At 52.3% G+C, this 26,530-nt stretch carries 32 protein-coding genes and 1 tRNA gene; 9 read left to right on the forward strand and 24 right to left on the reverse strand.

Annotated elements, in window-relative coordinates; all coding sequences use genetic code 11:
- Positions 1–6 precede the first annotated feature (6 nt).
- A complete protein-coding gene (locus EYA77_RS01185) occupies positions 7–339 on the forward strand; it encodes a P-II family nitrogen regulator (RefSeq protein ID WP_042696655.1) in 333 nt (110 codons plus the stop codon).
- A 53-nt stretch (positions 340–392) separates the two neighbouring features.
- On the opposite strand, the gene EYA77_RS01190 is transcribed toward EYA77_RS01185, so the two are convergent.
- Positions 393–1,616, reverse strand: coding sequence for a tRNA(Ile)(2)-agmatinylcytidine synthase (locus EYA77_RS01190; RefSeq protein ID WP_245241088.1), 1,224 nt, complete (start codon positions 1,614–1,616; stop codon positions 393–395).
- A gap of 49 nt (positions 1,617–1,665) precedes the next feature.
- Between EYA77_RS01190 and EYA77_RS01195 the strand changes: the two genes are divergently transcribed.
- From EYA77_RS01195 to nikR, 3 genes are all read left to right on the forward strand, one after another.
- Positions 1,666–2,619, forward strand: coding sequence for a transcriptional regulator (locus tag EYA77_RS01195; RefSeq protein WP_167815621.1), 954 nt, complete (start codon positions 1,666–1,668; stop codon positions 2,617–2,619).
- 114 nt (positions 2,620–2,733) lie between these two features.
- Entirely contained in the window at positions 2,734–3,711 is a 978-nt protein-coding gene (gene cbiM, locus EYA77_RS01200; protein WP_306463684.1) for a cobalt transporter CbiM, read from the forward strand.
- Between the two features lie 92 nt (positions 3,712–3,803).
- Positions 3,804–4,223, forward strand: coding sequence for a nickel-responsive transcriptional regulator NikR (gene nikR, locus EYA77_RS01205; protein WP_042696660.1), 420 nt, complete (start codon positions 3,804–3,806; stop codon positions 4,221–4,223).
- A 32-nt stretch (positions 4,224–4,255) separates the two neighbouring features.
- On the opposite strand, the gene EYA77_RS01210 is transcribed toward nikR, so the two are convergent.
- From EYA77_RS01210 to EYA77_RS01235, 6 genes are all read right to left on the reverse strand, one after another.
- Positions 4,256–5,386, reverse strand: coding sequence for a nitrogenase component 1 (locus EYA77_RS01210; protein WP_167815622.1), 1,131 nt, complete (start codon positions 5,384–5,386; stop codon positions 4,256–4,258).
- Entirely contained in the window at positions 5,379–6,398 is a 1,020-nt protein-coding gene (locus EYA77_RS01215) for a nitrogenase component 1 (protein WP_209314970.1), read from the reverse strand. The genes EYA77_RS01210 and EYA77_RS01215 overlap by 8 nt, the downstream gene beginning before the upstream one ends.
- Before the next feature lie 7 nt (positions 6,399–6,405).
- Positions 6,406–7,212 (reverse strand): Ni-sirohydrochlorin a,c-diamide reductive cyclase ATP-dependent reductase subunit, encoded by an 807-nt coding sequence (gene cfbC / locus EYA77_RS01220; RefSeq protein ID WP_042696664.1) that lies wholly within the window; start codon positions 7,210–7,212, stop codon positions 6,406–6,408.
- Positions 7,213–7,299: 87 nt separating this feature from the next.
- Positions 7,300–8,781 (reverse strand): TrkH family potassium uptake protein, encoded by a 1,482-nt coding sequence (locus EYA77_RS01225; protein WP_167815624.1) that lies wholly within the window; start codon positions 8,779–8,781, stop codon positions 7,300–7,302.
- Positions 8,782–8,846: 65 nt separating this feature from the next.
- Complete coding sequence (locus EYA77_RS01230) at positions 8,847–9,617, reverse strand: A24 family peptidase C-terminal domain-containing protein (protein WP_167815625.1); 771 nt, start codon at positions 9,615–9,617, stop codon at positions 8,847–8,849.
- 50 nt (positions 9,618–9,667) lie between these two features.
- Positions 9,668–10,045 (reverse strand): carboxymuconolactone decarboxylase family protein, encoded by a 378-nt coding sequence (locus EYA77_RS01235; RefSeq protein WP_245241090.1) that lies wholly within the window; start codon positions 10,043–10,045, stop codon positions 9,668–9,670.
- 87 nt (positions 10,046–10,132) lie between these two features.
- Between EYA77_RS01235 and EYA77_RS01240 the strand changes: the two genes are divergently transcribed.
- Both EYA77_RS01240 and EYA77_RS01245 read left to right on the forward strand, forming a co-directional pair.
- Positions 10,133–10,732, forward strand: coding sequence for a flavodoxin family protein (locus EYA77_RS01240; protein ID WP_167815626.1), 600 nt, complete (start codon positions 10,133–10,135; stop codon positions 10,730–10,732).
- Positions 10,707–11,414, forward strand: coding sequence for a DNA alkylation repair protein (locus EYA77_RS01245; protein ID WP_052319891.1), 708 nt, complete (start codon positions 10,707–10,709; stop codon positions 11,412–11,414). The genes EYA77_RS01240 and EYA77_RS01245 overlap by 26 nt, the downstream gene beginning before the upstream one ends.
- 2 nt (positions 11,415–11,416) lie before the next feature.
- On the opposite strand, the gene uppS is transcribed toward EYA77_RS01245, so the two are convergent.
- The 7 genes from uppS to EYA77_RS01280 form a co-directional block, all read right to left on the reverse strand.
- On the reverse strand, positions 11,417–12,175 hold the full coding sequence (gene uppS / locus EYA77_RS01250; RefSeq protein ID WP_042696670.1) for a polyprenyl diphosphate synthase: 759 nt from the start codon (positions 12,173–12,175) through the stop codon (positions 11,417–11,419).
- On the reverse strand, positions 12,172–13,176 hold the full coding sequence (locus tag EYA77_RS01255) for a radical SAM protein (RefSeq protein ID WP_167815627.1): 1,005 nt from the start codon (positions 13,174–13,176) through the stop codon (positions 12,172–12,174). Before EYA77_RS01255 ends, uppS begins: the two co-directional genes overlap by 4 nt.
- A gap of 2 nt (positions 13,177–13,178) precedes the next feature.
- Complete coding sequence (gene lysS / locus EYA77_RS01260) at positions 13,179–14,696, reverse strand: lysine--tRNA ligase (protein WP_167815628.1); 1,518 nt, start codon at positions 14,694–14,696, stop codon at positions 13,179–13,181.
- 130 nt (positions 14,697–14,826) lie between these two features.
- The gene (locus tag EYA77_RS01265) at positions 14,827–15,648 is read right to left on the reverse strand and encodes a DUF4013 domain-containing protein (RefSeq protein WP_167815629.1); all 822 of its coding nucleotides are present in this window, start codon (positions 15,646–15,648) and stop codon (positions 14,827–14,829) included.
- 49 nt (positions 15,649–15,697) lie between these two features.
- Positions 15,698–16,405: a pentapeptide repeat-containing protein gene (locus tag EYA77_RS01270; RefSeq protein WP_167815630.1), complete on the reverse strand. Its 708-nt coding sequence runs from the start codon at positions 16,403–16,405 to the stop codon at positions 15,698–15,700.
- Entirely contained in the window at positions 16,402–17,424 is a 1,023-nt protein-coding gene (locus tag EYA77_RS01275) for an AI-2E family transporter (RefSeq protein WP_052319893.1), read from the reverse strand. Before EYA77_RS01275 ends, EYA77_RS01270 begins: the two co-directional genes overlap by 4 nt.
- A 65-nt stretch (positions 17,425–17,489) precedes the next feature.
- The gene (locus tag EYA77_RS01280) at positions 17,490–17,990 is read right to left on the reverse strand and encodes a rubrerythrin family protein (protein WP_167815631.1); all 501 of its coding nucleotides are present in this window, start codon (positions 17,988–17,990) and stop codon (positions 17,490–17,492) included.
- A gap of 23 nt (positions 17,991–18,013) precedes the next feature.
- Between EYA77_RS01280 and EYA77_RS09755 the strand changes: the two genes are divergently transcribed.
- Complete coding sequence (locus EYA77_RS09755; RefSeq protein ID WP_209314971.1) at positions 18,014–18,160, forward strand: hypothetical protein; 147 nt, start codon at positions 18,014–18,016, stop codon at positions 18,158–18,160.
- Between the two features lie 7 nt (positions 18,161–18,167).
- On the opposite strand, the gene EYA77_RS01285 is transcribed toward EYA77_RS09755, so the two are convergent.
- Entirely contained in the window at positions 18,168–18,668 is a 501-nt protein-coding gene (locus EYA77_RS01285) for a rubrerythrin family protein (RefSeq protein WP_042696680.1), read from the reverse strand.
- Between the two features lie 94 nt (positions 18,669–18,762).
- Between EYA77_RS01285 and EYA77_RS01290 the strand changes: the two genes are divergently transcribed.
- A complete protein-coding gene (locus EYA77_RS01290) occupies positions 18,763–19,422 on the forward strand; it encodes a RadC family protein (protein WP_042696681.1) in 660 nt (219 codons plus the stop codon).
- A gap of 6 nt (positions 19,423–19,428) precedes the next feature.
- Here EYA77_RS01290 and EYA77_RS01295 read toward each other — a convergent pair whose 3' ends face one another.
- A complete protein-coding gene (locus tag EYA77_RS01295; protein WP_042696683.1) occupies positions 19,429–20,148 on the reverse strand; it encodes a thymidylate synthase in 720 nt (239 codons plus the stop codon).
- A 65-nt stretch (positions 20,149–20,213) separates the two neighbouring features.
- Positions 20,214–20,286 (reverse strand) — tRNA-Gln (locus EYA77_RS01300).
- Between the two features lie 96 nt (positions 20,287–20,382).
- Here EYA77_RS01300 and EYA77_RS01305 point away from each other — a divergent pair.
- Positions 20,383–21,159, forward strand: coding sequence for a DUF1614 domain-containing protein (locus EYA77_RS01305; protein WP_245241093.1), 777 nt, complete (start codon positions 20,383–20,385; stop codon positions 21,157–21,159).
- A gap of 498 nt (positions 21,160–21,657) precedes the next feature.
- On the opposite strand, the gene cmk is transcribed toward EYA77_RS01305, so the two are convergent.
- The 7 genes from cmk to EYA77_RS01340 all read right to left on the reverse strand — a co-directional run bounded on the left by cmk (position 21,658) and on the right by EYA77_RS01340 (position 26,530).
- A complete protein-coding gene (gene cmk / locus EYA77_RS01310; protein ID WP_042696686.1) occupies positions 21,658–22,191 on the reverse strand; it encodes a (d)CMP kinase in 534 nt (177 codons plus the stop codon).
- On the reverse strand, positions 22,192–22,794 hold the full coding sequence (locus EYA77_RS01315) for a DUF106 domain-containing protein (protein ID WP_245241094.1): 603 nt from the start codon (positions 22,792–22,794) through the stop codon (positions 22,192–22,194).
- Between the two features lie 39 nt (positions 22,795–22,833).
- Complete coding sequence (locus EYA77_RS01320) at positions 22,834–23,406, reverse strand: adenylate kinase (protein WP_167815632.1); 573 nt, start codon at positions 23,404–23,406, stop codon at positions 22,834–22,836.
- Between the two features lie 156 nt (positions 23,407–23,562).
- Positions 23,563–25,002, reverse strand: a complete 1,440-nt coding sequence (secY, locus tag EYA77_RS01325) for a preprotein translocase subunit SecY (protein WP_167815633.1) — start codon at positions 25,000–25,002, stop codon at positions 23,563–23,565.
- Positions 25,003–25,020: 18 nt separating this feature from the next.
- On the reverse strand, positions 25,021–25,446 hold the full coding sequence (locus tag EYA77_RS01330) for an uL15m family ribosomal protein (protein ID WP_167815634.1): 426 nt from the start codon (positions 25,444–25,446) through the stop codon (positions 25,021–25,023).
- 5 nt (positions 25,447–25,451) lie between these two features.
- On the reverse strand, positions 25,452–25,913 hold the full coding sequence (locus EYA77_RS01335) for a 50S ribosomal protein L30 (protein WP_042696696.1): 462 nt from the start codon (positions 25,911–25,913) through the stop codon (positions 25,452–25,454).
- Positions 25,913–26,530: a 30S ribosomal protein S5 gene (locus EYA77_RS01340; protein WP_042696698.1), complete on the reverse strand. Its 618-nt coding sequence runs from the start codon at positions 26,528–26,530 to the stop codon at positions 25,913–25,915. The genes EYA77_RS01335 and EYA77_RS01340 overlap by 1 nt, the downstream gene beginning before the upstream one ends.

Consider the following 26,530-nt stretch of genomic DNA (forward strand, 5'->3'; position numbering starts at 1 on the left):
CACAACATGAAAATGATAACAGCGATCATCCGCCCGGAAAAGGTGGATGAGGTATTGAATGCACTTGAACAGAACAGCATCCCGGGGGTCACGATCACCGATGTTCTCGGACGCGGTGAACAGGGAGGGGTCTGTCTTCAGTACAGGGCCGGCAAAATGCAGGTGAAGACCCTCCCGAAGACCAAACTCGAGATCGTCGTCCCGGACAAAGATGTGGAGGTGTTGATAAAGATCATCCGTGAACATGCACGGACCGGTAAAAAAGGAGACGGAAGGATCTTTGTTCTGCCCGTTGAAGCGGCAGCATGGGTCAGAACCGATGAGTACATCACCGGATAAAACCCTTTTTACTCTTTCCCTTCTCTCTATCCAATCTTTTTTTAATGCTCTGATCAGTTGTCTTGATCTCTCATCCTGACCGCAGGTTTTGCCAGATGCCGTCTGGATCCGGGCGGAACTTCATACCATTTCATCTGAAGGGTTCGGGAAAGATCCGGCACCTCGCGGACTCTTGCAGAACATTCCCGACATTTGTATCCCTTGTCTTTTCCGGCAGAGGTCATCCTTCCCCCGCAGACCGGACACTTCGGGGAGACCCGCATCTTTTGTCCGGCAAGTTCCTCAGGCCGGAACTTTTCCAGATGCAGGACATCTTTCTGAAAACTGCCGCAGACGGTGATTTGATCCCCGCAGGCAAGTTCGCGGACCGAGTTCCTGAAATATTTGGTCGGTTCAAACGCAAACACGGAGATGTTCACTCCCCCGCGGGAGATCGTAAACTGCACATGACCTCCGCGGTTCGTTTTCGGCGCTGACGCCACGATCCCTGAAAACCGGTAGGATTCGCCTTCGGCCGGCCCTTCCTTTGGAAGAGGAAGAAGATGGGCGTCCGTTCCCTGATTCGTTTCCCAGATCCTGGAAAATGCCGGCTCTTCCGTCTTCAGATACCCGGCCGCTTCCTGCACCCATGCTGGGCTTTCCCCGCGGATCCCGTATAATACCGGATCTTTTCCATGCGGAACGCAGACGATCGCTCTTCGAATAAAATCCACTGTGTCCCAGGTGTGGGGAGCAGTTTTCTCTTCGGAAATAAAAAAACCCTCGTCTTCGAAGATCCGGGGGGTCCCAAGCACCTCAGCCTTTCGGTAGGCAAGACACTCGTAGGTTTTATCCGGGAGGACGGATGAAACGGCTGCAAGCGCCCCGATCAGTCCGCGGCCGTTTTTGTATCCTTTATACAGTGCATGGATCGTATCCAGCCGGGAAACCGTCTCTTGAATCGTGCAGAATCTCTGCAGAGCCTGAAAATAATACGCCGGATCCGGCGCTGACTCGACAACTACCACGCCGGGATTGGTCTTTTCACAGGAAAACTCTGCAAACCGGTCCACAAATCCGCAGGCGATTTTTAACACGGTCTCAGGGTCCCCTCCAACGATCCCGATGCAGACGGCGGCATTTCCCCGGGTCTTCCAGACAACGTTTGGATTCAGCCGGACCAGACGGCAGCTGGAGATCGTATACCCCATACGGTCCAGCTCATCAGCTATGAGTGCTCCAAGATAGGTCGTGCACATCCCGTCCGGTGAATCCGTATCGTCAAGCCCGAGTAACATAAATGATATTATTTTATAGAACCGCATTACTATTACGATTATACATCTCATGTCCAACGACAGACTCCTCCAGACCGTGGTCAGTATCCTTCTGATGACCGGATACAATGTCTCGGAACGATGTGAAATTCGTCCGAGAAGTTTCGACCTGATGACATCAAAGAGAGAGAATCTGCTCGTTATCAAAGTAGTTTCACAGATCGACAGTGTAAACGAAGACATTGCATGGGACCTGGACAAGATCGCACGCCATCTCCACGCGGTCCCGCTTATCATCGGAGAGCGCGCGCGGGATGTTGCTTTGGAGCGCGGAGCGATCTATGTCAGATACGGGATAAACGCCGTTTCGTCTGCCACCCTGTATGATTATCTTGCAGAAGGCGAACTCCCGCTTGTGTATGCTTCACCGGGAGGTCTGTACGTGAACATCGACGCTGACAGACTTCGAACCCTGCGTGAAGAACAGTCGATGTCTCTTGGCGATCTCGCCCATGCATTGGGGGTCTCCAGACGGACGATCAGCAAATACGAAGGGGGGATGGGCACGACCCTTGAGATGGCGATGAGACTCGAGGAGTTTTTCAACGACGATATCGTCATGCCGATCGATCTGCTGAATTATACGCCGGCAGAGGAGGCACGCGGCCCGGCATCCCTGCCGTCCGGCCATACAGCAGAGCCGGACGCTCTGCCAAAACGGCCGGAGGATCACCTCCGATCGATAGGGATCGACGTGCAGGAACTGAGAAGAGCGCCCTTCCACGCATTTGCGGTATTTGAAAACAAAACGATCCTTACCTGTTACGGTTCACCGCAGAAAACCGTGCAGAGGGCGGAACTTCTCGGAAACATCTCCCAGATCACCGGAACGCATTCGCTTTGCGTGGTTTCCGATTACCGCAAAGAGAAGATGATCGGCAAAACGCTGGTGATCGGCGAGGCGCGTCTGAAAGATGTGGAGGAGGGCGGAGATCTGCTGGATATGGTCACCGATGAAAAATAACACGAACTGCAGATTCGGGTCATAAAAATATTACATTTTTTTCCATCAGGTATCTGCCGTAACACTTATTAGATAACACGTGTTATTCTAATATACAGGTGAAAGACCACGCATATTCCTGATTTTCTGTTCGGCTATAGCGGACTCGGCATCCCTATCGGCATCGTATTCTGGATAATTGCCCTTGTTTTTATCGTTCTTTCGATCAACTGGGCGCGGAAAAATCTTGATGAGGCAAAAATCCCGATCCTTGCGGTCATAGCTGCAGGAATCTTTGCCCTTCAGGCTTTCAATCTCCCGACCGGGTTTGGCGTCTCGGGCCATTTGGTGGGCGGAGCGCTCGCAGCAATCATTCTCGGCTCGCCGTTTGCCGCCGTTTTTGTGCTGACGATCGTTCTGATCATCCAGGCGCTCATCTTCGGCGACGGCGGTGTTCTGGCGCTCGGCGCAAACATCGTAAATATGGGCGTGATCGGCGGATTTGTCGGATTTTACTCATATAAGGGGATCAAAGCCTTCATCCCGGCGATCCCTGCCGCCGGAGCTGCCGGGATAGCAGCCTGGCTTGCCTGCGTTCTCGCGGCCTGTTTCGCGGCGGTTGAGATCGCCCTTCTCGGCGCGGTCCCGATCGGGATCGGACTTCCGACGATGTTTGTCTACCATGCACTGATCGGTATCATCGAAGGCGTCATAACCGCGGTCGTGGTGACCCTGATCTTCACCGTCCGGCCGGAACTTACCGGAGACACAACAAAACAGCCGGTTCCGATGAAAAAAGTTCTGGCCGCCGGCCTTGTGATCGCGCTCATCATCGGCGGATCTGCGGTCTTCTTCGCTTCAAGCGACCCGGACGGGCTTGACAGCACCCTGCTTGTAAGCGGAGGCGTCAAAGAGCTCTTTGCTCCGGCAACCGGAGAGGAGATCGCTGAGGCGGAGGATCCGGTCGGCTGGTCGGCTCCGATGCCCGATTATGCGCTTGGAGAAAGTACGGCGGGAGCGATCATTGCCCTGATCATCGGGATATTTGCAGCTCTCGTTGTTATTCTTCTTGCAGCAAAGATCGTCTACTCCTCCTCGGGGAAGAGGAACTAATCCCTCTCTTTTTCATTCGAAGTATGTGTGAGTGTGCACATAATTCAGATTATGTAAGAACTCTAATATAGAGCTACGACAAATACTTCATCATGGTTGGAGAGTCGGATCTTTCACGCATAGGTATTTCACTGCCTGAGAACCTTCTGAATAAATTTGATGATATCATCGGAAAACGCGGATACTCATCACGATCCGAAGGGATCCGTGACGCGATCCGGTCTTATATCACCTATTATGAATGGATGAACGACGTGTCAGGCGAGCGTCAGGGGGTCATCACGATGGTCTATGATCATGATCACCGCGGTCTTATGGAAGCGATCACTGAGATCCAGCATTCAAACAGACATATCGTCCAGTCGACGATCCATTCTCATGTCAGCGATGAGCGCTGTCTTGAAGTCATCCTCGTCAGAGGACAGGGCGAACAGCTGAAACAGCTTGCAGAGCGCCTGATGTCCCTGAAAGGCGTCGAGTCGGTCAAACTGACAACAATAAAAACCGACTGAGATCGTCGGTCAAAATAAGACTCTCTTATTTTTTATTTTTTTGTGTGAGACGCGGCATCTATCAGCGTATTCAGCACATTTTCCAGAAACATGATCCCCCCTTCGATGCCGGCGATCGGCCGGGCGGCAATCGAGACCCGGCTCCGGTCGGGAGGAGTGATCCCGAGGAAGGAAGCAGCCGGATACGCGTTTGCTTCAAAGGTGGAGCCAAGGATCAGATCAGGACCCGCTGCGCTGATATCCCGGACGATCTTCGTCAGATCGGTCTCGCAGGGGATATGGGACGCATCACGGTTTCGTGCAAGGACGACCGGGACCTCGGCGCCGAAGTAGCGTTCCAGCATTGTTTTGGCAAACAGCGCGTAACTTTCCTGAGCGCAGACGGCGGCTACCGGCGGCTCATATTTGCGGAGATATTTGTCGCTTGAATAAAACATCTGTTCATCGGCACGCCGCCACTCCTCGAGGACCGGTTCGATATCCGCATCCGGAAACGTTTCAGCGAGGTTTGCACAGGTGTCTTTTACGTCCGTAAACAAAAACGAGCCGAGCATCGTTCCAACACCGGACGGATACGACGGATTGACCGAGACCGTGTGCAAAGCGGCCCCTTTTCGAAGATCTGCATACCTGTCTTTTGCAAGCCGAACGCCGACCGGGATATCCATAAGCCGTAAAAGCCGCTCGGCTTCGTGCAGATTTCCCCGCCAGAAAAGATCGAGAAGGGAAACGCCGTCGATGTTCACGCCGTTTCGCGAAGAATCGGTTTTGATCCCCAGGCAGTCATATGCGGTCTTTGCCCCCTCCTCGGCATTGCCGAGAAAACCTGGTGCGTCGACAAGGACGGCGTTTTTGTTTTCCAGCGCCCCGGAGAGATCTTCGCCGGTAAGCGCCGGGATGCAGGTGTTCAAAACGGCGACCGGCCGGTCGGCGGACGAAAGCCCGTCCACGACCTCTTTTAAGCGGCCGGTCGTGCCGAACACGATCTCCGATTCCAGAAGATAGGTGCAGAACAAAGGAACCTTCAGCAGTGACCGGGGATAATAATAACAGCCCGAAGAGCCGTGGATCAAGACATCCAGTCCGGAGATGCCGGCAAGAACGGAACAGGCTCCGGTCATGGCGCACGGCCAGACAGGATTCACGCAGAGACCTTTATCCATGGAGAATCGCCCTCCGCCAGAGGTAAAGCATTTTCACGGTCCCGGATACGCCGACCGGCAGATAAAACGGCAGTCTGACGTTTATTCCGTTTGGAGACTCGGTCATATCCAGACAGGCAAGCGCTTCGCGTGCAGCGGTGAGTGTCCCTTCAAACGGTTCTGCGCCGAGACAGACCCTGCTGCCTGCAAGATTTGCAAACCGTTCGAGCATTTTTTTCTGGTATTTGGTCTCCTGCAGGACAGCAGATTCGATTTTTTCCGCAGAAAGTCCGCAGGCTTTGCCGGTCTCCTGCAGAAATGAAACCGATCCTGAAAGTCCGCGGGGAAAACCGCCGACCACCGGGCGGCTGAACCATCTGCCGAGTTCCCGGCCGGCGTCAGCGCAGCGCCCGTCCCGCAAAATAAAACAGGAGACGGTGCCAAGCTTTCGAAGATCCGACACCACGGCGTTTCTGCAGAATCTGACCGAAACGGTCAGACCGAGAAGGTCGAGCAGCCGTTGTACTTCGGCGAAGTTCTCCTCGACCTCGGACTCCAGATTTTTTTCCCCGATGATCCCGACGGTTCCCGGTACCGGATCTGCAGGCTCTGCCAGAGCCGAGAGTCCGATGAGAGCGGCATTCTCTCCGTCCTTTGCACTTCCGCCGAGAAAGCCGGATGTCGGGATATAGAGCGTGCGTTCTGCATACGGGTGTTCCCGGCAGACGGCAAGACAGTCATCCCCGATCGTTTCCGGGACACAGGAGGTGACAACGATGATCAGCTCCGGCTTTTTTTCTGCCGCACGGTCGAGTGCCTGTCTGAGACAATCCTCTCCGCCGAAGATGACATCTTTGTCCGAAAGCCCGGAGACGAGTATCTCAGGAACGATTCTAGTCTCTGCTTCGTTCATCAGCGCGTGGAGCATGGAAAACGTCTGATGGGCGCAGCCTTTCGGGGCATGGACTACCGTTACTGCCCCGGGAATAAAACAGGCGACGGAAAGGGCGCCCGTGAGGGTGCACCCCCCCATCCGTGATTCAGAGATACTCTCTTGCAAGCTCTTCCAGTTCCTCCAGTGCAAGCGGGGTCGGGATCCGAAGATCGGTGTTTTCCAGAATGATCTTTGCACAGTCCCGATACACTTTTGCCTGATTTGACGCCGGATCATGTTCGATGACCGTCATCCGGTTCACCTCCGCAGCTCTTACTGAGTTGCTCCGCGGAATAAAACAGACAAGTTTTGAGCCGATCCGTTTTGCAAACTCCTCGACGAGTCCCTGTTCGTTATCCATATTTTTTGCATTGCAGATCACGCCGCCGAGCCGGCATTTTGCCGAGCTCCGCTCTGATATTCTGGCGATCGCTTTGCAGATATTGTTCGCCGCATAGAGACTCATCAGTTCTCCGCTGGTGACGAGATAGACCTCCTGGGCATATCCGTCCCGCATAGGCATGGCAAATCCTCCGCAGACGACATCGCCGAGAACGTCATATACGACAACATCCCCGTAGAGTGCCTGCATTTTTTCCAGGAGCTGAAACGTAGCGATGATCCCCCTGCCGGCACATCCGATACCCGGTTCGGGCCCTCCGGCTTCGACACAGCGGATGTTCCCAAATCCCTGATAGATGATGTCTTCACTTCTGATCTCTTTGTGATCATACATCTGCTCAAGAACGGTCGGAATCCATCGGCCATGCATAAGCATCCGTGTGCTGTCATGTTTCGGGTCGCAGCCGATCTGCATGACATCCAGCCCCATCTCCGAAAATGCCGCCGAAAGATTTGCCGATGTCGTGGATTTTCCAATACCTCCCTTTCCATAGAGGGCGATCTGTCTCATTCCCGTATATATTGATCCGCAGGATACATATAATTTGAGTTAAATCCATGCAGTCTGGGAAAGACGGCTCTTTGCGGGGAGCGTATCTTACCCTCTCTTTTTCGATCCCTTCTGGGTGTCAAACCCTCGAATGATCCCCCAGCCGAGGATGAGGGCCGGAATGATCTCCAGTCTGGCGACCCACATGACGAAGAACAGAATGATCTTTGCATAATCCGGCATCAGCGGCCCGACGACGCCGGTCGAACTGCCGTTGTTGCCAATACAGCTGCAAAGATCATAGACGGTGTTTGCAAGATTTGCCGAGAAGTACGGGTCGTGAAGAAACACGATCAGCGTTCCAACCAGAAGTAACAGATATAAGAGGATGAGCAGAAGGGATTTTGCGATCAGGCCTTCCGCATACTTTCCGTAGATGGGTTTTCCGTCATGACGCATCGGGACGACGGCTCGCGGACTCCGGAGCGTTTTTCTGAACCACCAGCCGAGAGCCTCGAACATGACCTGGATACGATTCAGTTTGATACCTCCCGATGTACTTCCCTGCCCTCCTTCGATCAAAAGAAAGATCGAGAGAAACAGGATGGGCGCCATTCCCCAGCCGGCAAAGGTCGTGTTCTGGAACCCGGTGGAGCTGACAACGGTTCCGGCCATAAAAAGACCCTCCCGCAGCGTGTCCACAAGGGGCATTCCTGATACAGAAAGTTCAACGATCAAAACCGCGGAGACCAAGAGAAAAACCCCGATGATCATGTGCAGGACACGGTCGTGCAGGATCTCCCGAAACGATCTGCTGACATAAATGATATAATAGAGCCGGAAAGGAATGGCGCCGGCGAGCATGATCGGGATCAGCACCATTTCAAGCGCCAGATTGTCAAAGTGGGTTATCCCGACAGCGTATATGCTCATACCTCCGGTCGCGATCGCGCAAAAAGCAACGTTGACGGCATCCCAGAGACTCAGGCCTGTCAGAAGGATCGCCACGATCGCGATCAGCGTTAAGATGAGATAGATCTTCCACATCTGAAAAGCGGTCGCGATCACGCTTGGCATAAATGATTCCGAGCCGCCTTCCGAACGGTAGAGGTTCTGGGTGACGAGACCTGAGCGGCTCGCGACCGTCAGCATAAAGGCGACGATCCCAAGCCCCCCGATCCACTGCATAAGGGAACGCCACAGAAGAATGGTCTTTGGCCAGTCTTCCAGGTTCGTTGTCAGGGTAAATCCTGTCCCCGTCCATGCAGACATGGATTCAAACGCAGCGTCGATAAAGGGCATGCCGGCAAAAATAAAGGGAAAACAGCCGAGAAAACCGACCAGCGCCCAGATGACCGCGGTCGCCGAGATCGAGAGACTGGCTCTCGGGGGTTTGGTGTTTTTTGGAAGGAGGTGGAGAATGCCTCCAAGGCCGAGCATCGCGGCCGTGGAACTTGCCATCCAGGGAAGGGCATACCATTCCTGGTAAAGACAGCCTACAATGATTGGAAGAAGAGTGGCGGCACCTATGAGCAGAAGCACTGACCCGATATCGCGACCGATCGCCGGAAGTTCCCTGAGGTACCCCATTTGCAGTACATTTAGGCGTTTGACAATAATAGAAGTTCCCTGAAATCAGGGGTGCGGGGATCACGTCAGTACATTATCAGAAACCCGAGAACCAGATCCGTCAGAGAAAACCCAAACAGGGCAGTCACATACCCGACCGTGATCGGGATCATAAACGGGAGCCCGTACGAGATCCAGACATTGCCGGCTTTGGCATACAGTTCGAGCTGAGAAGCATAGGTTTCCGGCTCCTCCCTCAGACTCCTGATCGCCATCGCAGACCGGTTCCTCAGAGCACGGATCGAACTGTTTGGCCGGCAGAACTTTCGGGAGATGACCCCGTTAACTTCGGTGATCTCCTCGGAGACAAAACCGAAATACTTCGTGATAGAATCTCCCGGAACCGGTTTTCCCGAGCACATAAGCCAGAACGGCGCCCGGTTTCCGGCAAAAATATTCCGCAGACAAAAAAATGCCGGAACGATCAATGCAAAAACCGCACCGTTTACAAGAGAGGACAAGGCAAGCGAAGGAAAGATCCATGCAGCGAACGGGGTTATCGGGACCGCGAGTGACAAAAGGATCATGGCTTTTCCGTCCGCCACCCCGAAAAGGCCGAAATAGGTGAAGCCGGCCATCAAGAGTGCGACAAGAACGGAGGCCGCGAACACATACGCCGCCCAGGGAGCGGAAAATGCCCCGATCCAGAACCAGATCATCAGCACAGCGCAGCCGACCGCCGCCGGATACCAGGTCACGGCATAAATCGTCCGGGTCTTCAGGTCCTGCCAGCAGGCATACAAAAAGGTGATAAGAACCAGAAGCGCCGAGATCGACAGCGGCAGTGAAAGTATCATTGATTACGATTCGATCTGAAATCAGATAAATTCAATGGGTGAGGGTTACCTCACTCATTAAAAACAGATTTTGCCACGTACTTTCCGTGGACGTAGGACGGCATGCCGGCAAGCATATAGGATACACGCAGTGCCTCTTCCACTTCATCCAGCGTAACGCCGACCATCCGGGCCCCGTTGAGCTGGGCACGCAGAGCATGATCGTCTCTCATCGCGGCCGCAATACCGATCGCAATCAGTTTTTTCTGTTTTCTCGTCAGAGAGCCGTCCGACCAGATGTAGTTGTCCAGTTTCAGAACTGCTTCATGCATCAGCGGATCGGTGTCCGCGAGTTCTTTGAAAAACACCGGAACGTGTCCGATATTGTGTTCAAGCTGCTTCATCTGCCCCTGACACCCGCAGGTGCCTTTTTTCTCTTCGTTCGACATTTAACTTCAGCGAAATATTGTCCCATAAGATAATTATTGTATCTATCGAAGCACCTTTTAATAGATTGCACGCCATATCCTTCAGCAATGAAGAAAAAGATCGTGGCCTTGTTCGGCAGCAATGTTTTCGGCGGAAACACCGACAAACTGTTAAACGAAGCGATCCGCGGCGCAGAAGAGGCCGGGTGCAGTGTTGAGAGAGTGGATGTCGTCCAGGCGAATATTTCGGGATGCAGACAGATCTATCACTGTATGGAAAAAGAGACCTGTGTCATCCGGGATGAAGCAGAGAAGTATTTTACTCTGCTTAAAGAGGCCGACGGGATCATTATCGCAACGCCTGTCATGACCTACGGGATACCGGGTCATCTGAAATCCTTCATGGACCGGTGTCAGCCGTTTTATATGGCGAAATATCACCGGAAAAACTCATTCATCACTCCTGAACACGCAAAGATCCGGAAAACTCTCTTCATCTGCATCTCCGGGATGAACACGCCGGATGTGTTCATCGGACCGGTGCTGACCGCGAAGGCATTCTGTCAGATCATCGACGCCGGATACGTCGATGAACTCCTGCAAAACGATATGGACACGATAAAAGATATTGCCACAAAACCGGAAGTGCTGAAAGCGGCATACGAAAAAGGGAGAGCCTTAGGTGAAGCAGTCACGAAAGCACGCTGAGAGATTCGATATAAAATCAGAACTCATACGGCTTGCAGACCCGAAATACCGCAGTTTTTCAAGCGGACTCATTCCGGGAGCGGACAACATTATCGGGGTTCGGATCCCGGATCTCCGGGACCTTGCAAAGAAAATCGCCGCGGGAGACTGGAAAGGATATCTCAAAGAGGCAGCTGATGACTCATTCGAAGAGATCATGCTCCAGGGACTTGTTATCGGGTATGCAAAGGCAGACCCCGGAGAGATCACCGCTGCCCTTACGTATTTTATTCCGAAGATAGACAACTGGTCGGTCTGTGATTCGGTCGTGATGGGACTCAAGATCACGAAAAAACATCAGGAGACGTTCTGGAAGTTTATCCAGCCGTATCTTGACTCGGACCGGGAGTTTTTCGTTCGGTTCGGGATCGTGATGCTGCTCTCTTATTACGTGGATGAAAAATATATCTCAGCAGTCCTGAAACGGCTGGATACGATCTCACACGACGGATATTATGTAAAAATGGCGGCCGCATGGGCGGTTTCCGTCTGTTATGTGAAGTTTCCGGAGATCACGCATGCGTATCTGGAGAACTGTTCGCTGGATGACGGAACCTATAACAAATCGATCCAGAAGATATGTGAATCCTACCGGGCGGATGAAGAGGCAAAAAATATTCTCAGAGGGATGAAGAGAAAATAAAATCAGGCTTTCATCCGCTGATCGTATGTCCGAAGGGCACGCACCATATCCACGTACCGAAACTCCGGCCAGGGGGGCACACAGAAACAGACGGCCGCTTCATTTCCGTTCGCCAGCCACGGGAGGAAGTTTGAGGTCCGTTTGTCGTTCGCCGTTCTGATGATCAGATCAACGGGCGGCATCTCCACTTCCGGATACATCCTTTCCGTCACGCAGTCCGGCGTGATCTCAGCCGGAGAAAGCTCACCGGCACGGACCTTCGCAACGATCGACTTCGTTGTCTCCAGGATCTCGTTTCGGCCGCCGTAAGCGATGGCAAAATGCAGATAATAGCGGTGATGATCCTTCGTCGCCTCCTCGACATCCCGGATCTTCTCCATGAGACGGTCATTGATAAGTGACCGGTTGCCGATGACCGTGATGTTCACCTGCTTGTCATAGATCCGCTGATCCAGGATCATCTCGGAGAACTTTTCGATAAAAAGTTCCAGCAGTTCATTCACCTCTTCGGGCGAACGCTTGAAGTTCTCTGTGGAAAAAGCGTAAAATGTGGTGTGGATCACCCCAAGCTCCTCCATCCAGTCGAAAACTTTCATCGTGGTCTCGGCCCCGGCCCGGTGACCGAACGCCGGGTCTTTTCCGCGGGCCTTTGCAAACCTCCGGTTTCCGTCCTGAATGATCGCTACATGGGTCGGGACATAGGTCAGCTGCCGGATAAGCCTGTGAACATACAGGTTCTCTGCAAAAGACCGGAGACTCACTGGGGGATCACCTCAACGATCATCCCGTTGTTTGGATACCGCTCGATGATTTTGCGCTCGCCGCCGAACTTGCGGGGGATCTTTCGCATCTGCTGCCAGTCGAGTTCGATCGTCCCGTCCTCCATCTCCTCATAATAACTTCCGGCACGAAGACACGGGATGATCATCTCGAGATCCCCGTTCACTTCCATAGAGCCGTACATCACGGTTCCGTCCTCAGTGATCATATCAAACGGCCGGGCAGAGTTCATCGCGATACGCTTGAGCCGTTCCCTGAGCTGGACGGAATCCTTGAACGTGGACGTGCAGTAATGGACTTTCGGGTGGCCGTTGATCTCGCCGGCCCATTTGGTCGAACCTTTGATCGCATTGCAGAGAGGATTTTCCGTTTCGAGTTTTCTCTCACGCATATTGTCTGCGCAGGCATCTCCCCATTCGAGCTGGTTGATATTGAAAAAGTCCACCGAGTCGAGAAGCGGGAAGAAATGCCGGAGACCCGGGAGGGAAGGCACCTCGAACCCTACCAGAAACCCCATCTTCTTCGCATCGGCGATCGACTGTACGTACGGGGAGGTCAGGATATCCTTCCAGATCTCGTGAGGAGGATGCATTCTGATCTCATCGACACAGCCGACGAGGGCGGCGAGCTCCTCTTCGGTCGGCGCCCGGCCGGTGTACATATGGATCTGGTGATCTTTGCCGAAGTGTTTTTTCAGCGCTGAGCAGAACTCAACGACACGTTCGATCTCCATCAGAGGTTCCCCTCCCGTGACACCGGTCCCGAGAGCGTCCATCATTTCTCCTTCGGCGATCGCTTCTTCCGGGGTCGTGATCTTCTGATCGTTTGCATAGATCACGTCGAGATCCTTGCGCTCTTCCGAAAGAGGGCAGTACCAGCAGGTCCTATCACACCTTCCGGTGATGAAAAGGACCAGCTTTGCCCCGATGTAACAGAGTTTGCAGCCGTCAGAGAGATTTCGCGGTTGTTTATCCTTCGCCATGATTATAACGACATCTCAAGAAGACGTTTCAGCGTCTCTTCACGGCCAAGCGCTTCCAGGAACCAGCCGAGACGCGGACCTCTGTCAGCGCCGAGGAAAGCCCGGTAGATGCCGGTAAAGACATCCTTTCCGGTAACGCCGGCTGCCTCTGCCGCATCATAGACGGCATTGTGGAGAACATCGGCTTTCCACTCGGCGCCGATGATCAGTTTTGCATATGCAGCGACGGCTGCTTTGACCTCGGTCCGTTCGCCGGCAGCGATTTCCGGCAGGGATTCGGCAAGGGCGAACTTGGCGTCTTCGGGAGCATACCGTTCAAGCCAGACCTTGGCACGGCTTGCCTGATCGAGAACGGCCTCTTTGTCGACGATCTCATATCCGCTGCGTCTGAGGATATCGAAGACGGCATCATCGGTCCGTGCGATCTGAACGACCGTCACCATATGACGGAACGGGATCGTTGTCTGGGGAGAGGCGATCCTGGAGAGTTCGAACTCGCGGGACTCACCGGCAGCGGCTGCCTTGTCATACTCGTCGATCAGACGGAGCAGGCCCATTCCCGGATCGAAAGCGATGGTCTTGTCGGGTTTGGTTTTGGCGATCAAGTAGCGGAGCACTTCGGGGGCCACGATGTCGAGCATATCACGGATCGTTAAGACGACGCCTTTTGAGGAGTGCATCTCGCCTTTTCCTTTCAAGCTGATCCATTCATATGTCACCGGAACCGGGGCATTGTAGCCGTAGATCTCTTTTGTGATGATCTTTCCGGTGTCGTAGGATCCTCCGGGTGAGGCGTGGTCTTTTCCAAACGGCTCGACCGTTACGCCGTGGACTGACCAGCGCATAGGCCAGTCGACACGCCAGACGAGTTTTCCTTCGCCTTTGGAGTAGTCAGAGACGCCTTCGTGCCCGCAGGGACATTTGTAGGTGACGGTATGGTTTTCGATATCGTGGGAGAGGATCGCCGCACGGGAAATCGTGCCGCAGGATGAACAGATCGGATAATACGGGGTCCAGCCTTCTTCGAGTTTTCTGCCGGAGACGTCTTCAAGGATCTTTTTGATATCTTCAGCATGGATGAGAGCCTGCTTAATCTGCTCGGTGAACATTCCCGAGCGGTAGGCTTCACTTGTCCGGATGATACGGGGGTGGATGTCGAGCTCTTCGATCGCCGAGAGGAAGGGGTCGAGGAAATGCTCTGCATAGCTTTTGTGTTTTCCGCAGGGACACGGGATATCGCTGACAGGCCAGCCGATATACTTCTGATATTCGTCAGAAAGGAACGGGTAGACTTTTCTGAGCGGATCGAAGTCGTCGGCAATATAGACGAGTTCTGCCTCGACTCCCCGTGAGAGGAGGGCTTTGTAGATCATATCGCCCGTCATGACCTCCCGCATATTTCCCAGATGGATGGGGCCCGAGGGGGTTATGCCGGTGGCGATCAGCTGGGGGACATCGGATGGAACCTGAGCTGCCTTTGCATCGGCCCAGTGGATCTTCTCATGTATTTTTTCTTCCATGTATTGGTACCTGCTATTAGATGTGTCTGTACGTATGTGTTTTCAAATCTGATAATACCTGATGTCCGGGAAGGGAAGATCAGTGTATGGCAAGCCCGCATTACGTCTGGAGATTAAAAAAAGAGGGGAGTTATTCGGCAGCTGCCGGTATAGCCGAATCATAGAGATTGGCAAAGAACCGGGCGGTGACGATCACGATAAACGGCATGGCTGCAACGAGCAGAACACTGCCGGCGAACGGGATGCAGAGAAGAACGAGTTCTGCGACGCTGACAATAAGACTGATGAGGATCCAGTAGCCAAGATATCTGAGCCACCCGATCCTTGCGATGATGCTGAAAAGTTCCTTGAAATGGAACGCTGCGCCGAAACTCTCTTCCTTTGCGAATTTTATGACACCCATCATTCCAACCATCATCGAGATGATCAGAAGAATGGTCGGGATAATGATCGCAACGATGATCAGATAGGCCGGATTATCCATCGGACCAAGCATCGTTATCGTGGATACAACCGTGTAGGGGATCATGTAGATGAAGAGGATGATCAGTGCGAGGATACCCTCGATAAACATCTTGCCCCAGTTGTTCAGGGCAAGTTCTCCGCCGCGGTAGACCCTCATCATAAATCCATAGATGAAGATGCTGGCAAAGATCGTGACGATCGTTCCAAGAATGAACAAAAAGACCGAGATCGAAGCGATTATGCCGAATGCCGGGTCGGTCATCATCGGCCCGGTCATCATAGCAGGATCGACCGCCGATGAAATCATCGGCGTGGCAACCATCATGAGACTTCCCATCAGGAAAATCATTCCGAGGATCAGCATGACAGTACCGGCAAACATCACCGCGTACAAAAGGATGAGGACAAACCAGCTGCCGAATGTTTTGAATGCAGTGTTTGCATACTCCATTGAATTCTGGAGGTTTTCGCTAAAACCCATTACCATAATACTAACGTATCAGTTGTTTCGACTATATATGGTTTCGCCGGCCGGTTTAAAACAAGGTATTTACTTTGACGGCTCCGGCGAGGTTTGCGCCCCCAAGCTCGGCAAAACGCAGATCAGCGCCGGTCAGATCGGCTTTCCAGAGATCCGCCCCCTCAAGATGGGCGTGCGTGAGATCAGCTCCCGTAAAGTTCACATGCCTGAGATCGGCACCTTCCAGATGGGCGTAGGAGAGATGCACGCCCGAAAGATCCAGGCCCACAAACGAGGCCTCTTCCAGATACGCGCCAAAGACCCGGGTGTCATCCGGTTTGTTCGCGATCTCGTGTGCATACCACGCGTTCCAGGAGGGGACGCCGGCTTTCAACCGTGCTACCTGGGCAGGATCGCATTTGATTTTTCCTGCCGAATCATAGACGGCAGCATCCGGGTTGGCGCCGTCGAGAACCGCCCGGGAAAGATAGGCACGCCAGAGATTTGCACCGGCAAGATTTGCATACGAGAGGTCGGCTGACTTCAGATACGAGTAGGAGAGATCGGCATTTCTCAGATTCGCAAACCTGAGATCGGCACCTTCCAAAAACCAGTAGGCAAGATCCCCGCCTTCGAGATGGGCGCCGTATGCATCCGAACTTCTCAGATACATCGTCTCTTTCAGATGAACGGCATACCACGCGTTCCAGCGGGTGAAATCCTTTTCCCCGGAACATTCACGGAGCATTGCATACTGCTTTGCATCAAACTTGGGTTTTTTCATACTTCATCACCCGGCTTTTTCTTTCCCGCCTCTTTGATGAAGATCTCATACCCGGTGATCCCGAGGATCAGAAGGACCGGACCCAAAACGAATCCCAGAAGTCCCATAGCCATAGCCCCGCCGAAAAATCCGACGAACATCAGCATGGGTCTGATCTTCACCCGCTGGCCGGTGAGTTTGGGACGGATGATAAGATCGGTCAGGACGCAGGTCAGGAAGTAGCCAAGCGTCGCGGTCAGAAGAACGCCCCGGATATCGCCGAGACACAATGCATAGACGCCGACAAAGATGATCACCATCAGCGGACCTAAGACCGGGATCAGGGCAAACAGAGCGCACATCGTGGAAAAGAAGATCTCGTGACCGTAGCCGAGCACCAGGAAAAAGCCGTATGCTAAAAAAAATGTCAGAAATGCGATGAAGACATGGACGATATAGATCGAGAAGAGGATGTCCTTGGTCTTTTTTGCCATTAAAGAGACGTTTTCCCTCGAACTCTCCGGAACGATCCCGCAAAAATCAGCCCAAACCCGGTCGCCAAAGATGATCGAGAGATAGACCAGAGCGTAAAAGAGGATGATATCGATAATAAAGGCAGGGACCATCTGTGCCGCGCTCAGAGCAAAACTTGGAAACAGGGTGAGGATGACGGTTTTTACCTCCTCGACCACACGCAGGGAAAAATCGCTGCCGTCGGTCAGATGGAGAAGATTTGTCACGGAGGTGATGATGGTTTGGAAAATGGACATGAAATACTCAAAGTCAGAGCTGATGACCACAACGATGACCGCACAGACGCCGATGATAACCGTGAGAACGAGTGTTGTCAAAATCCCGGCAGAGAGACCTGCAGGGATTTTTTTGATCATCTTTCTATGCATCGGCATAATCACGACTGCCACGGACAATGCAAGGATAAAGAGGAAGATATAGTTCCACGAGACGGCAAGGATTGCCAGAAATATCAGAGCGATCAGTATCAGGCTGAAATGATCTCTTGCATACCGGGAAAGATTCATTATATGAATAGAGGCGGCAAAGGATAATAAATTCTGGGTTAAAAAAGAGAAAGGGTAAACCAGGTTTACTCAACTGCTTTGAATGAGGAGCCGGGGATGCCGCAGATCGGGCAGCGTTCAGGGGTCCGGTCGATCTCGATGTTCCCGCAGACCGGGCAGAGGTAGATGATCTCCGCATCAAAGTCTTTGCCTCCTTTTACTGCATCAGCTGCTTCCCGATAGAGAACGGCGTGTTCCGCCTCGGCTTTCATAGCATGCGTGAACGTGACAACTGCTTCCTGTCTATCCTCGTTTTCTGCGATCGTGATAAACTTTGGATAACTTTCATTGCTTGCACGAAGTTCAGCAATTATGCCGGCCTCGATATTTTCGGCCGTGGTGCCGAGGTATCCTCCGATACTGAGAAGACGGTGTGCATGGATCTCTTCCGCCGCTGAGGTTGCACGAAAGAGTTTTGCAACATGATCATATCCTTCGCCGGCCGCTATTTTGGCAAAGGAGTTATATTTGCGGTTTACGCGGGCTTCACCGGAAAACGCACTGAGAATACAGTCGTCTGTGTTCATAATATGATACTTTGTCCAGAAATTTGATAAAGATAATGGAGGGGAGACTTTTTCAAAATGCAGATACCGCACGGTTTTCCAAAGAACAGCTGACAGCGTCTGAAAGATCCGGGATATGGAATGATGGCGAAAAGGAGGCGAGATTCAGGGTAAAAAGAAAAAAAGAGTGAATCAGATCTACTCGACTACTTTGAATGATGCGCCGGGAATGCCGCAGATCGGGCAGCGCTCGGAGGTCTTGTTGATCTCGATGTTTCCGCAGACCGGGCAGAGGTAGATGGTTTTCACATCAAAGTCTTTGCCTGCTTTCACTGCATCAAGTGCCTTCTGATAGAGAGCTGCGTGTGCCGCCTCGGCTTTCATAGCATGGGTAAAGGTGATGACCGCGTCCTGACGGTCTTCCTTTTCTGCGATCGCAACAAACTCCGGGTACATCTCATTGGTCTCGTGAAGTTCGCCGATACGTCCTGCTTCGAGGTTGGCAACTGTGCTGCCGATATATCCGCCGACACGCAGAAGTCTGCGGGCATGGATCTCTTCCGCTGCCGAAGTTGCACGGAAAAGTTTGGCAACATGATCGTATCCTTCGTCGGCTGCTGCTTCAGAGTAGGATTTATACTTGCGGTTTGCCTGGGATTCGCCGGAAAATGCTGCGTCAATACAGTCCTGAGTGTTCATACAGTATTAATTGTTCAGAAAATCGGATAAAGATTTGGGAACAAGACATTCTGCGAAACAACTATCTATACTCTTTGCCAAAAGAGAAGTAGATATGAGTCTGAAGAACACCGCAGATATCGATAAACCCCGCGAAAAACTGATCGCCAAGGGGCCGGCGAGCCTTGAACTGGAAGAACTCGTCGCAGCGATCATCGGAAGGGGGATACCCGGCTGTGACGCAGTCCAGATCGGAAAAAAGGTCGCAAAGATCCTGATGTCCAGGACCTATGAAACGATGGTTGACGATCTCTGCGAGGTGAACGGGATGGGAGAGGCGAAGGCCTGCCAGATCATAGCGGCCCTGGAACTCGCCCGACGGTTTCCCCCCCCGGTCCACCGGTTTGCGGTCATCCATAAAGCTGAGGATGTACTGCCGTTTGTTCACCAGTACCGGTATGACACGCAGGAAAACGTTGTTTCTGTCACATTGTCGGGCGCTCACGAGGTACTGAAGGTCAGACTCATTACCAAAGGTCTTCTCAATGAATCACAGATCCATCCCCGGGAGGTTTTTGCCGGAGCGATCATGGATCGGGCGGCAGCGATGATCCTGGTGCATAATCATCCGTCCGGGAACCTCCATCCAAGCAGGCAGGATCTGAAGATCACCAAGGATATGCAGGCCGCGGGAGAACTTCTCGGGATCAAACTGCTCGATCATCTGATCGTAGGACCCAAAGAAGGGTTCTGGAGCATTATGGACGAAGAGTAAAAAAGGTCAGCGTTTTGCTTTTTGGCAAACGCCGCATGCACGGCAGACCTCGACACGCGGGGTGAACTGTGCGCCTTTTTCGCAGAACGGCGGGATATCGGCGGCATCTCTTTTATAATATACATGAGGGACGAGTGATATATGCGTGTATGTCCCGACACCGACACCGATTTTTTCCGCGATGTACTCCTGGAGTTTTGCGAGAGCAAACATATTGGAACCGGCGGCAGACAGCATATCGTTGCTCCGGAAAACGATCTTCATATGGAGGTTTCCTTCTCTGACGATGCACTGAACCAGCTGAAGGCAGGGACAGTCGGCAAGTTTTGCATCGACCGGGGGACACCAGGTCACAGCGACGGCACGGCGGGAAACCGGGCTTTGCCGGAGTTTATCGATAATATAGCGGATCTGATCCTGATGGATCTCGCCGTTCTGCATAAGACCGCAGCCCCAGTCGAAAAGCCGTCCGTGATAATCATACTCAAACACCGAATCCGACCCCTCAATCAGATTTTTGGCATACTCATCCAGAAATGCTTCCTTGAATCGGGAGGAGGCTGAGACCATCGGAGAGGCAAGCGGGGTGTCCACACTGATGCAGATCTCATCGGTCTCGACGGTCTCCTCGCCGTTCTCGGTGGTCAGCAGAGAACCTTTTTCCAGGATATAACGGATAACAAGTTCATGGGCCCGTGCAAGATTCGGTGCACGAATAAGTTTCATGTAATAGAGTAGGACCTTGAGATAGATAGAGGTTGCCGATCATACTGAAACGATGAAAAAACAAGTAGCCCGTAGCAGATTCGAACTGCTGTCGAGGGATCCAGAGTCCCCCATGATTGACCACTACACTAACGGGCTAAATTACCTTAATGAATATGACATCACAGAATATTAAGATAGCGATTGGTGGGCGACCAGATAGCATTTATATCAGCCCCCACAAACAAAATACCAGTGTCAAGAGTATTCTTCAGCCCGATTTCGATCTGGGTTCTGCTGGCCCTGATCCTGGTGGTCGTACTAGGTCTGCCTCTGCTGTTTTTCGGACTGATCGGAGCAGCCCTCGGCAATCTCGGGTTTGGGTTCTGGATGATCGTGCTTTTGATCATCGCGATCATTGTCGGGAGTTTTATCAATATCCCTCTGGGAACGCTGAAGCCGCGGGATCAGAAACCAAAAGAGGAGCCTGCCAAAAGAAAACCGTCAGGACAGTATGCTCCGTCGATGTATGATAAGATGTATCGGACCGACCGGTTCGAGCCCGAACCATACACAGGCGATGCGGAACGTTCCAGCACCCGTATCTTCATCAATCTCGGCGGGGCGGTGATCCCGATCCTGATCTCTCTCTATATCATCCTGCTGGGAGCATCCGGCAGTATCTCATCAGACCCCTGGTATCCGGCGAAGATGATCGCCGCCCTCGCGATCACGACGGTCTGTGTGTATCTGGCGGCAAAACCTGTACGGGGGATCGGGATCGCGACACCGTTTTTTGTCGGACCGGCGGTGACGCTTGCAGCGGCTTTGATCCTTGGCGGCGGTTTTGGTCTTCCGGCGGCAGGGATCGCCTATGTGGCGGGAACGCTTGGAACCCTGATCGGCGCTGATCTCCTGCATCTTAAGGATGTTTCGGATAAGGGAGCAACGATGCTTTCGATCGGCGGAGCGGGAACGTTTGACGGCATCTTCCTTACAGGGATCATCACCGCGCTGATCGCATCGTTCTAAGTTGAGAGGGGGCTCTCATTCTTTTTTTGATAGGAGTTATGCGGCGTTGATCCAATTCGGGAAGTATTAGATCATGGTCATACTCCCAAACCACTTCCCTTCAAAATACATCTCATACCCCCCAATCCCTTCCGTTCTGACTATTCAACGGCAGATTCGCTAAGCAGAACGCTAACATGAGCCTTGAACATAAGATATTTCCACCGCGGGCCGACTCGCAAGGCAAAGCCTTGCTCAGCTAAGATCGCCGGCTATGCCGTCGATCCGCCTTCGCGCCGGAGTCGCGTCCCCGCACCCCTTAATCAGAAAAAAGGAAAGAGACGGGAGAGTATATTTGCCAACTGTCAAATTCAGGTTATTACGTCTTCTGCGTAAAATTTCCAGGCAGTTCCGCATTTATCACCGGCCACGAACAAAAACAGATGTCGATGTGCCGGCAAAAGGGAAACATCAGGATCTGTAAACTGAATACTCGCAAAAATAGGGAGTGAAGAAGAGTTAAGCGCGTTTCAGGATCGAAGAAACAGCAGTGTCGACGACAGCAAACAACTCATCTGCACTGAATGTTTCCGAATTCAGTATCAGATCATATGGCGAGAAGTCGAGGATATCGATCTCATAATACTCCATATACCGTCCGGCCTCGCAGGCCTCGCGCTCGACGGTCAGTTCATATGCCTGTTCTTCAGTAAGACCTTCGCGTGCCGCGATACGGGTCGAACGGCATTCGGGCGTGGCCCGGAGAAGGACTTTAAGATCAGCGTTCTCGACCATCCAGCCTGCAAGCCGGCCTTCGAGGATTATATCATCCGATGACTCGCCGATCTCCTTTTGTCTGGCATCTATCTCGAGATCGATCGCAGGATCGTTCTCAGCGATTTTGCCAAATGCCGCAATATCCATGTTCCGTTCTTTTGCAAGACCCCGGAACACTTCTCCTGCTGAAACATAGCGGTATCCGTACTTCTCTGCGATCGAACGGCCGAGGGTTGTCGTACCTGATCCGGGTGATCCGCTGATCGTGATCCTCACTTAGATTCCCCCGATGTTCAGGGCTTTTCTGATGATCTGAGACATGGCTAAGGAACAGAGCATATACCAGAGGATCCACAGCGGGAAGAAGCCGAGATAGACTACAAAGTAGGTGGAAAGTCCGGCGAACGGGATAACGATCGCGGTCGAGAGACTTGGATCGGCAAGCATCTGCGCTTCTGTCGGGATGTGTTCGATCAGCCAGAAGAAGATCGGGACCGTCAAAACCAGGATGTAGGCCATCGGTTTGAACTGGTTTTTGGACATCTCCATCTGATCGGCCATCATGGCCTGCTGGCGTGCCTGCATCTTTTTGATGAGTTTTTCATCGCCGGAGAGCTGGGCTTCCCGGAATTTCGCCTGGAACTCCTTCATTTTTGCCTGATTCTCATACATCTTGTCGTAATCCATGGTGTATTTCTGAATCAGGGAGGAGTAAAAACCCGTGATGGTGGCGAGGATCAGAACAAGGGCAAAGAACGGCAGACCAAGGGCCGCAAACGGACCCACAACGATGTTCACAACACCGGCGATAACCTGACGGGCTTCCTGCCAGCCATAGAGGAGCATCATGCCAAAAACTACAGCAAGGGCTATATACATACTGTATTTCTTGCTGAACTCGGCTCTGTCCATGACCAGTTACCTCAGTGTTGCTGCAAGTTCATCGACTGCCTTGTCTAAAAGGAAGTCTGCATTGGTGATGATCTTGACGGTGCAGCCGGTGAGCATTGAGTATGCAGCGGCGAAGGCACGGTTCATTTCCTGGTGTTCGGCGATGGATTTCGAACCCTCCAGATCGCGGACACGGGTTTCGTCAGAGAGTCTGCGGCCGAGGATCTGGTCGTTGTCGGTCTCGACGAGAACGATGACATCGGGCATGATCGCCGAGACGACCCACTCGGGAAGACCGGCAAGATACCCGTTCGGGGTCTTGACGGATGCGTGGGTGTCGACGATGACGTTTCCGTCGATGGCGGCGATCTTTTCAGCAGCGGTCTTCTGCAGACGTTTCTGAGCAATGCGGTCGAGTTTTCGCATCTGATCGCGGTCGGCGACGAGACCTTCGGCCTGGGCAACTTCAAACATGAAACTGCCGAAGTTGAGGTTCTGGTATTTGACACCCTCAGCGGTGATTTTATCAAATGCGGAGTTGATGACGGTGGTTTTTCCAACGCCTGGAACTCCGGTGATGATTACTTTTTTGCCTGACATGGATATTCTCTTCCTTTGGAGATAGTATCTTTAAGGTTGGGTTTTGATGCTAATAAAGGTATTTTCACGTTACCCGAGATGAAAAGAAAATCTCAGGATGAAATGAGTCAAGCAATCAGAAATAGGAAAAATAAGAGATATTTTTGGGATTTTGGTTTATTCTCTGTCGAAGAAGCCCCGCATAAACGGATACATCTCCATCATCTGCTCATTAGCGATCTGTTCATACAGACGGTAAATGATCGAGACAGTCAGCAACAGACCGGTTCCGCCGACAAAGCCGATGATACCAAGCATGTTCGCAAGAACAGACAGAAGACCGATGAACACTCCTCCGATAACAGTTACACGGGGAATGTATCTGTCCAGATAGCGTTCAAGAACGGCCGGAGACCTCCGGTAGCCGGGGATCTGCATACCTGAGTTCTGGATCTGCCGTGCGACATGCTTCGAATCGAGACCTGCCGTCTTGACCCAGAAGATTGCAAAGAGGGCGCCTCCAAGAATCATCACAGTACAGTCGATACCCACACGGATAATGACCTCCCATGCGGCATGACCGGTTCCTGTGAACGAAGAGAGCCACCACATCCAGTCCTGCGGCTGATTGATCGGAGCGAGGAACCACATCAGGCCATTAATCGGCGTTGAACTATTATACTCGCCAAGTGCAGTAAATCCAATACTCGAAAGGAACATACCGACCATCTGCACATTTGCCTGCAGCACACGGACAAGAATCATCGGCAGAACACTTGCATAGACAAGTTTTACCGGGAATCTCGATCTGGCGCCGCGGACATTTGCATGAGCGAGCGGTATCTCAATACGGGTCGATTCAACGTATACGATCACGAAGAACAGTCCCACAGTTGTTACGAGAGCCAGGAGCTGAAGACCAAAGTATTCGATAAAGTTTGAACCATCAGCGATGACCTGGAACAGTCTCGGGAAGAAACCTACAGCGAACTGATCGGTCGTTGCTTCCCAATTGAAGAATCCGTTGATAAGACCCTGGGCGACTCCTGCGACGATAAAAAGACCGACACCGGAACCGATACCCCATTTGGAGACGACCTCATCCATAAACATGACGAGAACTCCTCCAATACAGATCTGCAGGAAGATCAAAAGCATCACAAATCCGGCGTTTCCGCCGAAAAATGCTGAAACAGATGCATCAGCAGTCATCCATCCGCCCAGCACATTCGGCAGAGCTTCCAGAATGATCATGACGAAGATAAGCAGCTTCTGCAGACCCATGTAGAGTACCTGGCCGCGCTGATCTGACGTGTTGATTTTGATCAGATCAGCACCGCGGAGTAACTGCAAAACGATTGACGCGGTAACGATCGGTCCGATACCAAGATGCAGGATAGTACCTTGTGCACCAGCTAAAAGGGCACGGTAATACTCAAAAACATCGATTGATGTGGCGGAAAGACCAAACACCGGAATGTTCGTTAAAATAAAATACAGCAGCAACACCGCAGCCGTCCACATCAGTTTGTTTTTGAAGTGAACGTGGCCTTCCGGTGGCTTAACTGACGGCATACGAGCCAACAGTGGTTCCATTCGATCCAACAGTTCTCCCATGAGTTATACACCAAAAAATTATTCAGAGGTCTGGGCAGTTCCGCCCATGGCCTCAATTTTCGCAACAGCACTGGCCGAGAAGTTTTCAGCAGTGACGGCAAGTTTACGCGTAACCTTGCCTCCGCCGAGAACCTTCTCCACACCAATCTTTGCGGCGTCGAGAGTAATAACATCTCCACTTTCGGTTGCAATTCCACGGGCAACAAGATCAGGAATCATCTGATCGATGTCGCCAATATCAAGAACCTCATATGTTACAGATATCTTACTGACAAATCCGTGTTTTCCCTCGGTCTTCCCGAGAAGATACCAGCGGGTAAAGTTGTGGTCACGCCATCCGGCTGCTCCACGACCTCCGCGGTTACCTGCACCACGGCGGTTTTTGTGCGTACCTCCACCACATGTGCGGGTTCCCCGGAACTTTGAACGCTTGTTTACTGGCATGCTTATTACCTCATTTTGATCAGAAGATCATTGATCTCCGTACCGTAATAACCAAGGGCGCCGCCCTGGGTATACGTGCGTTTCGTGGTCTTGTATCCCTTTCTTGGCGGGTGCATACGAAGCACCGGCTTCAGTTCGGGGACATCTTTCATACGGATCTCACCGTTGACAAGAGCAGCGGCGAAATCTGCAATGCTTCCAAAGGAGGTTGCAGTTTTCACATACTCTTCGGTGAGCGGTTTGTTACCCGTAAGTCTTCCACGGGTGGTGAGGATAGTTGCCAGTGTGGCAGCGTCAACTTCACCGAAGGCAATGAAATCCTTTGCTTTCCGGATCATACCGAGGTACTCGGGGGTCTCAGGCACAAGAACACAGTGGTTGATGTGGTGAAGACGGAGCATCTTCAGGGTTTCCTTGATGTCACGGCGGGTATTGACCACACCGCGAACCTGAACAACGGCATACATTATTTGCGCCCTCCGATACGAATCATATTCGATTCACGAAGTGCATTGAAGGTTGCCTTTGCATAGTTCAGGGTAGTTCTGGTGTTTCCACTAGTGTAAACCCAGACATCCTGGATTCCTGCAAGGGTAAGTACTTTCTTACCAACATCACCAGTCACAAGACCGATTCCTTTCGGAGCGGGTTTGAGAGTGACGGTGACAGAGCCGGCTTTACCGGTGACCTGCATTGGTACAGAATGTTTCATACCGCAGCCGCATTCCCATGAACCGCATCCGCGGCGGACTTTGACCATGTTCAGTTTTGCATTTGTGATTGCTTTCTTGATTGCAGTTCCGACCTGGACATCTCTGCCCTGACCAAAACCGACGTAACCATTCTTGTTGCCGATGACGACCACAGCTCTGAACTTAATACGACGTCCGGAGTCAGTCATACGCTGCATCATATCGATACAGAGGACTTCGTCAACAAGATCGGGAAGCATTGCGTCAACAATACCTGCCTCTTTGATGGGCTGTCCGCTTGCAAGGATCTCATCGAAGCTTGCAAATTCGCCTGCCATGACTTTTTTGCCAAGACCGGTTACTGGAACCCATACTTCCTGCTCGTAAGCCAT

The sequence above is a fragment of the Methanocorpusculum sp. GPch4 genome (assembly GCF_012062385.1).
Lineage (GTDB): Archaea > Halobacteriota > Methanomicrobia > Methanomicrobiales > Methanocorpusculaceae > Methanocorpusculum > Methanocorpusculum parvum.

Coding starts and splice junctions, on each gene's coding strand:
- EYA77_RS01185 (WP_042696655.1), top strand. CDS start 7: ATGAAAATGATAACAGCGATCATCCGCCCGGAAAAGGTGGATGAGGTA.
- EYA77_RS01190 (WP_245241088.1), bottom strand. CDS start 1,616: ATGTTACTCGGGCTTGACGATACGGATTCACCGGACGGGATGTGCACG.
- EYA77_RS01195 (WP_167815621.1), top strand. CDS start 1,666: ATGTCCAACGACAGACTCCTCCAGACCGTGGTCAGTATCCTTCTGATG.
- nikR (WP_042696660.1), top strand. CDS start 3,804: ATGGTTGGAGAGTCGGATCTTTCACGCATAGGTATTTCACTGCCTGAG.
- EYA77_RS01210 (WP_167815622.1), bottom strand. CDS start 5,386: ATGGATAAAGGTCTCTGCGTGAATCCTGTCTGGCCGTGCGCCATGACC.
- EYA77_RS01215 (WP_209314970.1), bottom strand. CDS start 6,398: ATGGGGGGGTGCACCCTCACGGGCGCCCTTTCCGTCGCCTGTTTTATT.
- cfbC (WP_042696664.1), bottom strand. CDS start 7,212: ATGAGACAGATCGCCCTCTATGGAAAGGGAGGTATTGGAAAATCCACG.
- EYA77_RS01225 (WP_167815624.1), bottom strand. CDS start 8,781: ATGGGGTACCTCAGGGAACTTCCGGCGATCGGTCGCGATATCGGGTCA.
- EYA77_RS01230 (WP_167815625.1), bottom strand. CDS start 9,617: ATGATACTTTCACTGCCGCTGTCGATCTCGGCGCTTCTGGTTCTTATC.
- EYA77_RS01235 (WP_245241090.1), bottom strand. CDS start 10,045: ATGTCGAACGAAGAGAAAAAAGGCACCTGCGGGTGTCAGGGGCAGATG.
- EYA77_RS01240 (WP_167815626.1), top strand. CDS start 10,133: ATGAAGAAAAAGATCGTGGCCTTGTTCGGCAGCAATGTTTTCGGCGGA.
- EYA77_RS01255 (WP_167815627.1), bottom strand. CDS start 13,176: ATGGCGAAGGATAAACAACCGCGAAATCTCTCTGACGGCTGCAAACTC.
- lysS (WP_167815628.1), bottom strand. CDS start 14,696: ATGGAAGAAAAAATACATGAGAAGATCCACTGGGCCGATGCAAAGGCA.
- EYA77_RS01265 (WP_167815629.1), bottom strand. CDS start 15,648: ATGGTAATGGGTTTTAGCGAAAACCTCCAGAATTCAATGGAGTATGCA.
- EYA77_RS01270 (WP_167815630.1), bottom strand. CDS start 16,405: ATGAAAAAACCCAAGTTTGATGCAAAGCAGTATGCAATGCTCCGTGAA.
- EYA77_RS01275 (WP_052319893.1), bottom strand. CDS start 17,424: ATGAATCTTTCCCGGTATGCAAGAGATCATTTCAGCCTGATACTGATC.
- EYA77_RS01280 (WP_167815631.1), bottom strand. CDS start 17,990: ATGAACACAGACGACTGTATTCTCAGTGCGTTTTCCGGTGAAGCCCGC.
- EYA77_RS01285 (WP_042696680.1), bottom strand. CDS start 18,668: ATGAACACTCAGGACTGTATTGACGCAGCATTTTCCGGCGAATCCCAG.
- EYA77_RS01290 (WP_042696681.1), top strand. CDS start 18,763: ATGAGTCTGAAGAACACCGCAGATATCGATAAACCCCGCGAAAAACTG.
- EYA77_RS01295 (WP_042696683.1), bottom strand. CDS start 20,148: ATGAAACTTATTCGTGCACCGAATCTTGCACGGGCCCATGAACTTGTT.
- EYA77_RS01315 (WP_245241094.1), bottom strand. CDS start 22,794: ATGTATATAGCCCTTGCTGTAGTTTTTGGCATGATGCTCCTCTATGGC.
- EYA77_RS01320 (WP_167815632.1), bottom strand. CDS start 23,406: ATGTCAGGCAAAAAAGTAATCATCACCGGAGTTCCAGGCGTTGGAAAA.
- secY (WP_167815633.1), bottom strand. CDS start 25,002: ATGGGAGAACTGTTGGATCGAATGGAACCACTGTTGGCTCGTATGCCG.
- EYA77_RS01330 (WP_167815634.1), bottom strand. CDS start 25,446: ATGCCAGTAAACAAGCGTTCAAAGTTCCGGGGAACCCGCACATGTGGT.
- EYA77_RS01335 (WP_042696696.1), bottom strand. CDS start 25,913: ATGTATGCCGTTGTTCAGGTTCGCGGTGTGGTCAATACCCGCCGTGAC.
- EYA77_RS01340 (WP_042696698.1), bottom strand. CDS start 26,530: ATGGCTTACGAGCAGGAAGTATGGGTTCCAGTAACCGGTCTTGGCAAA.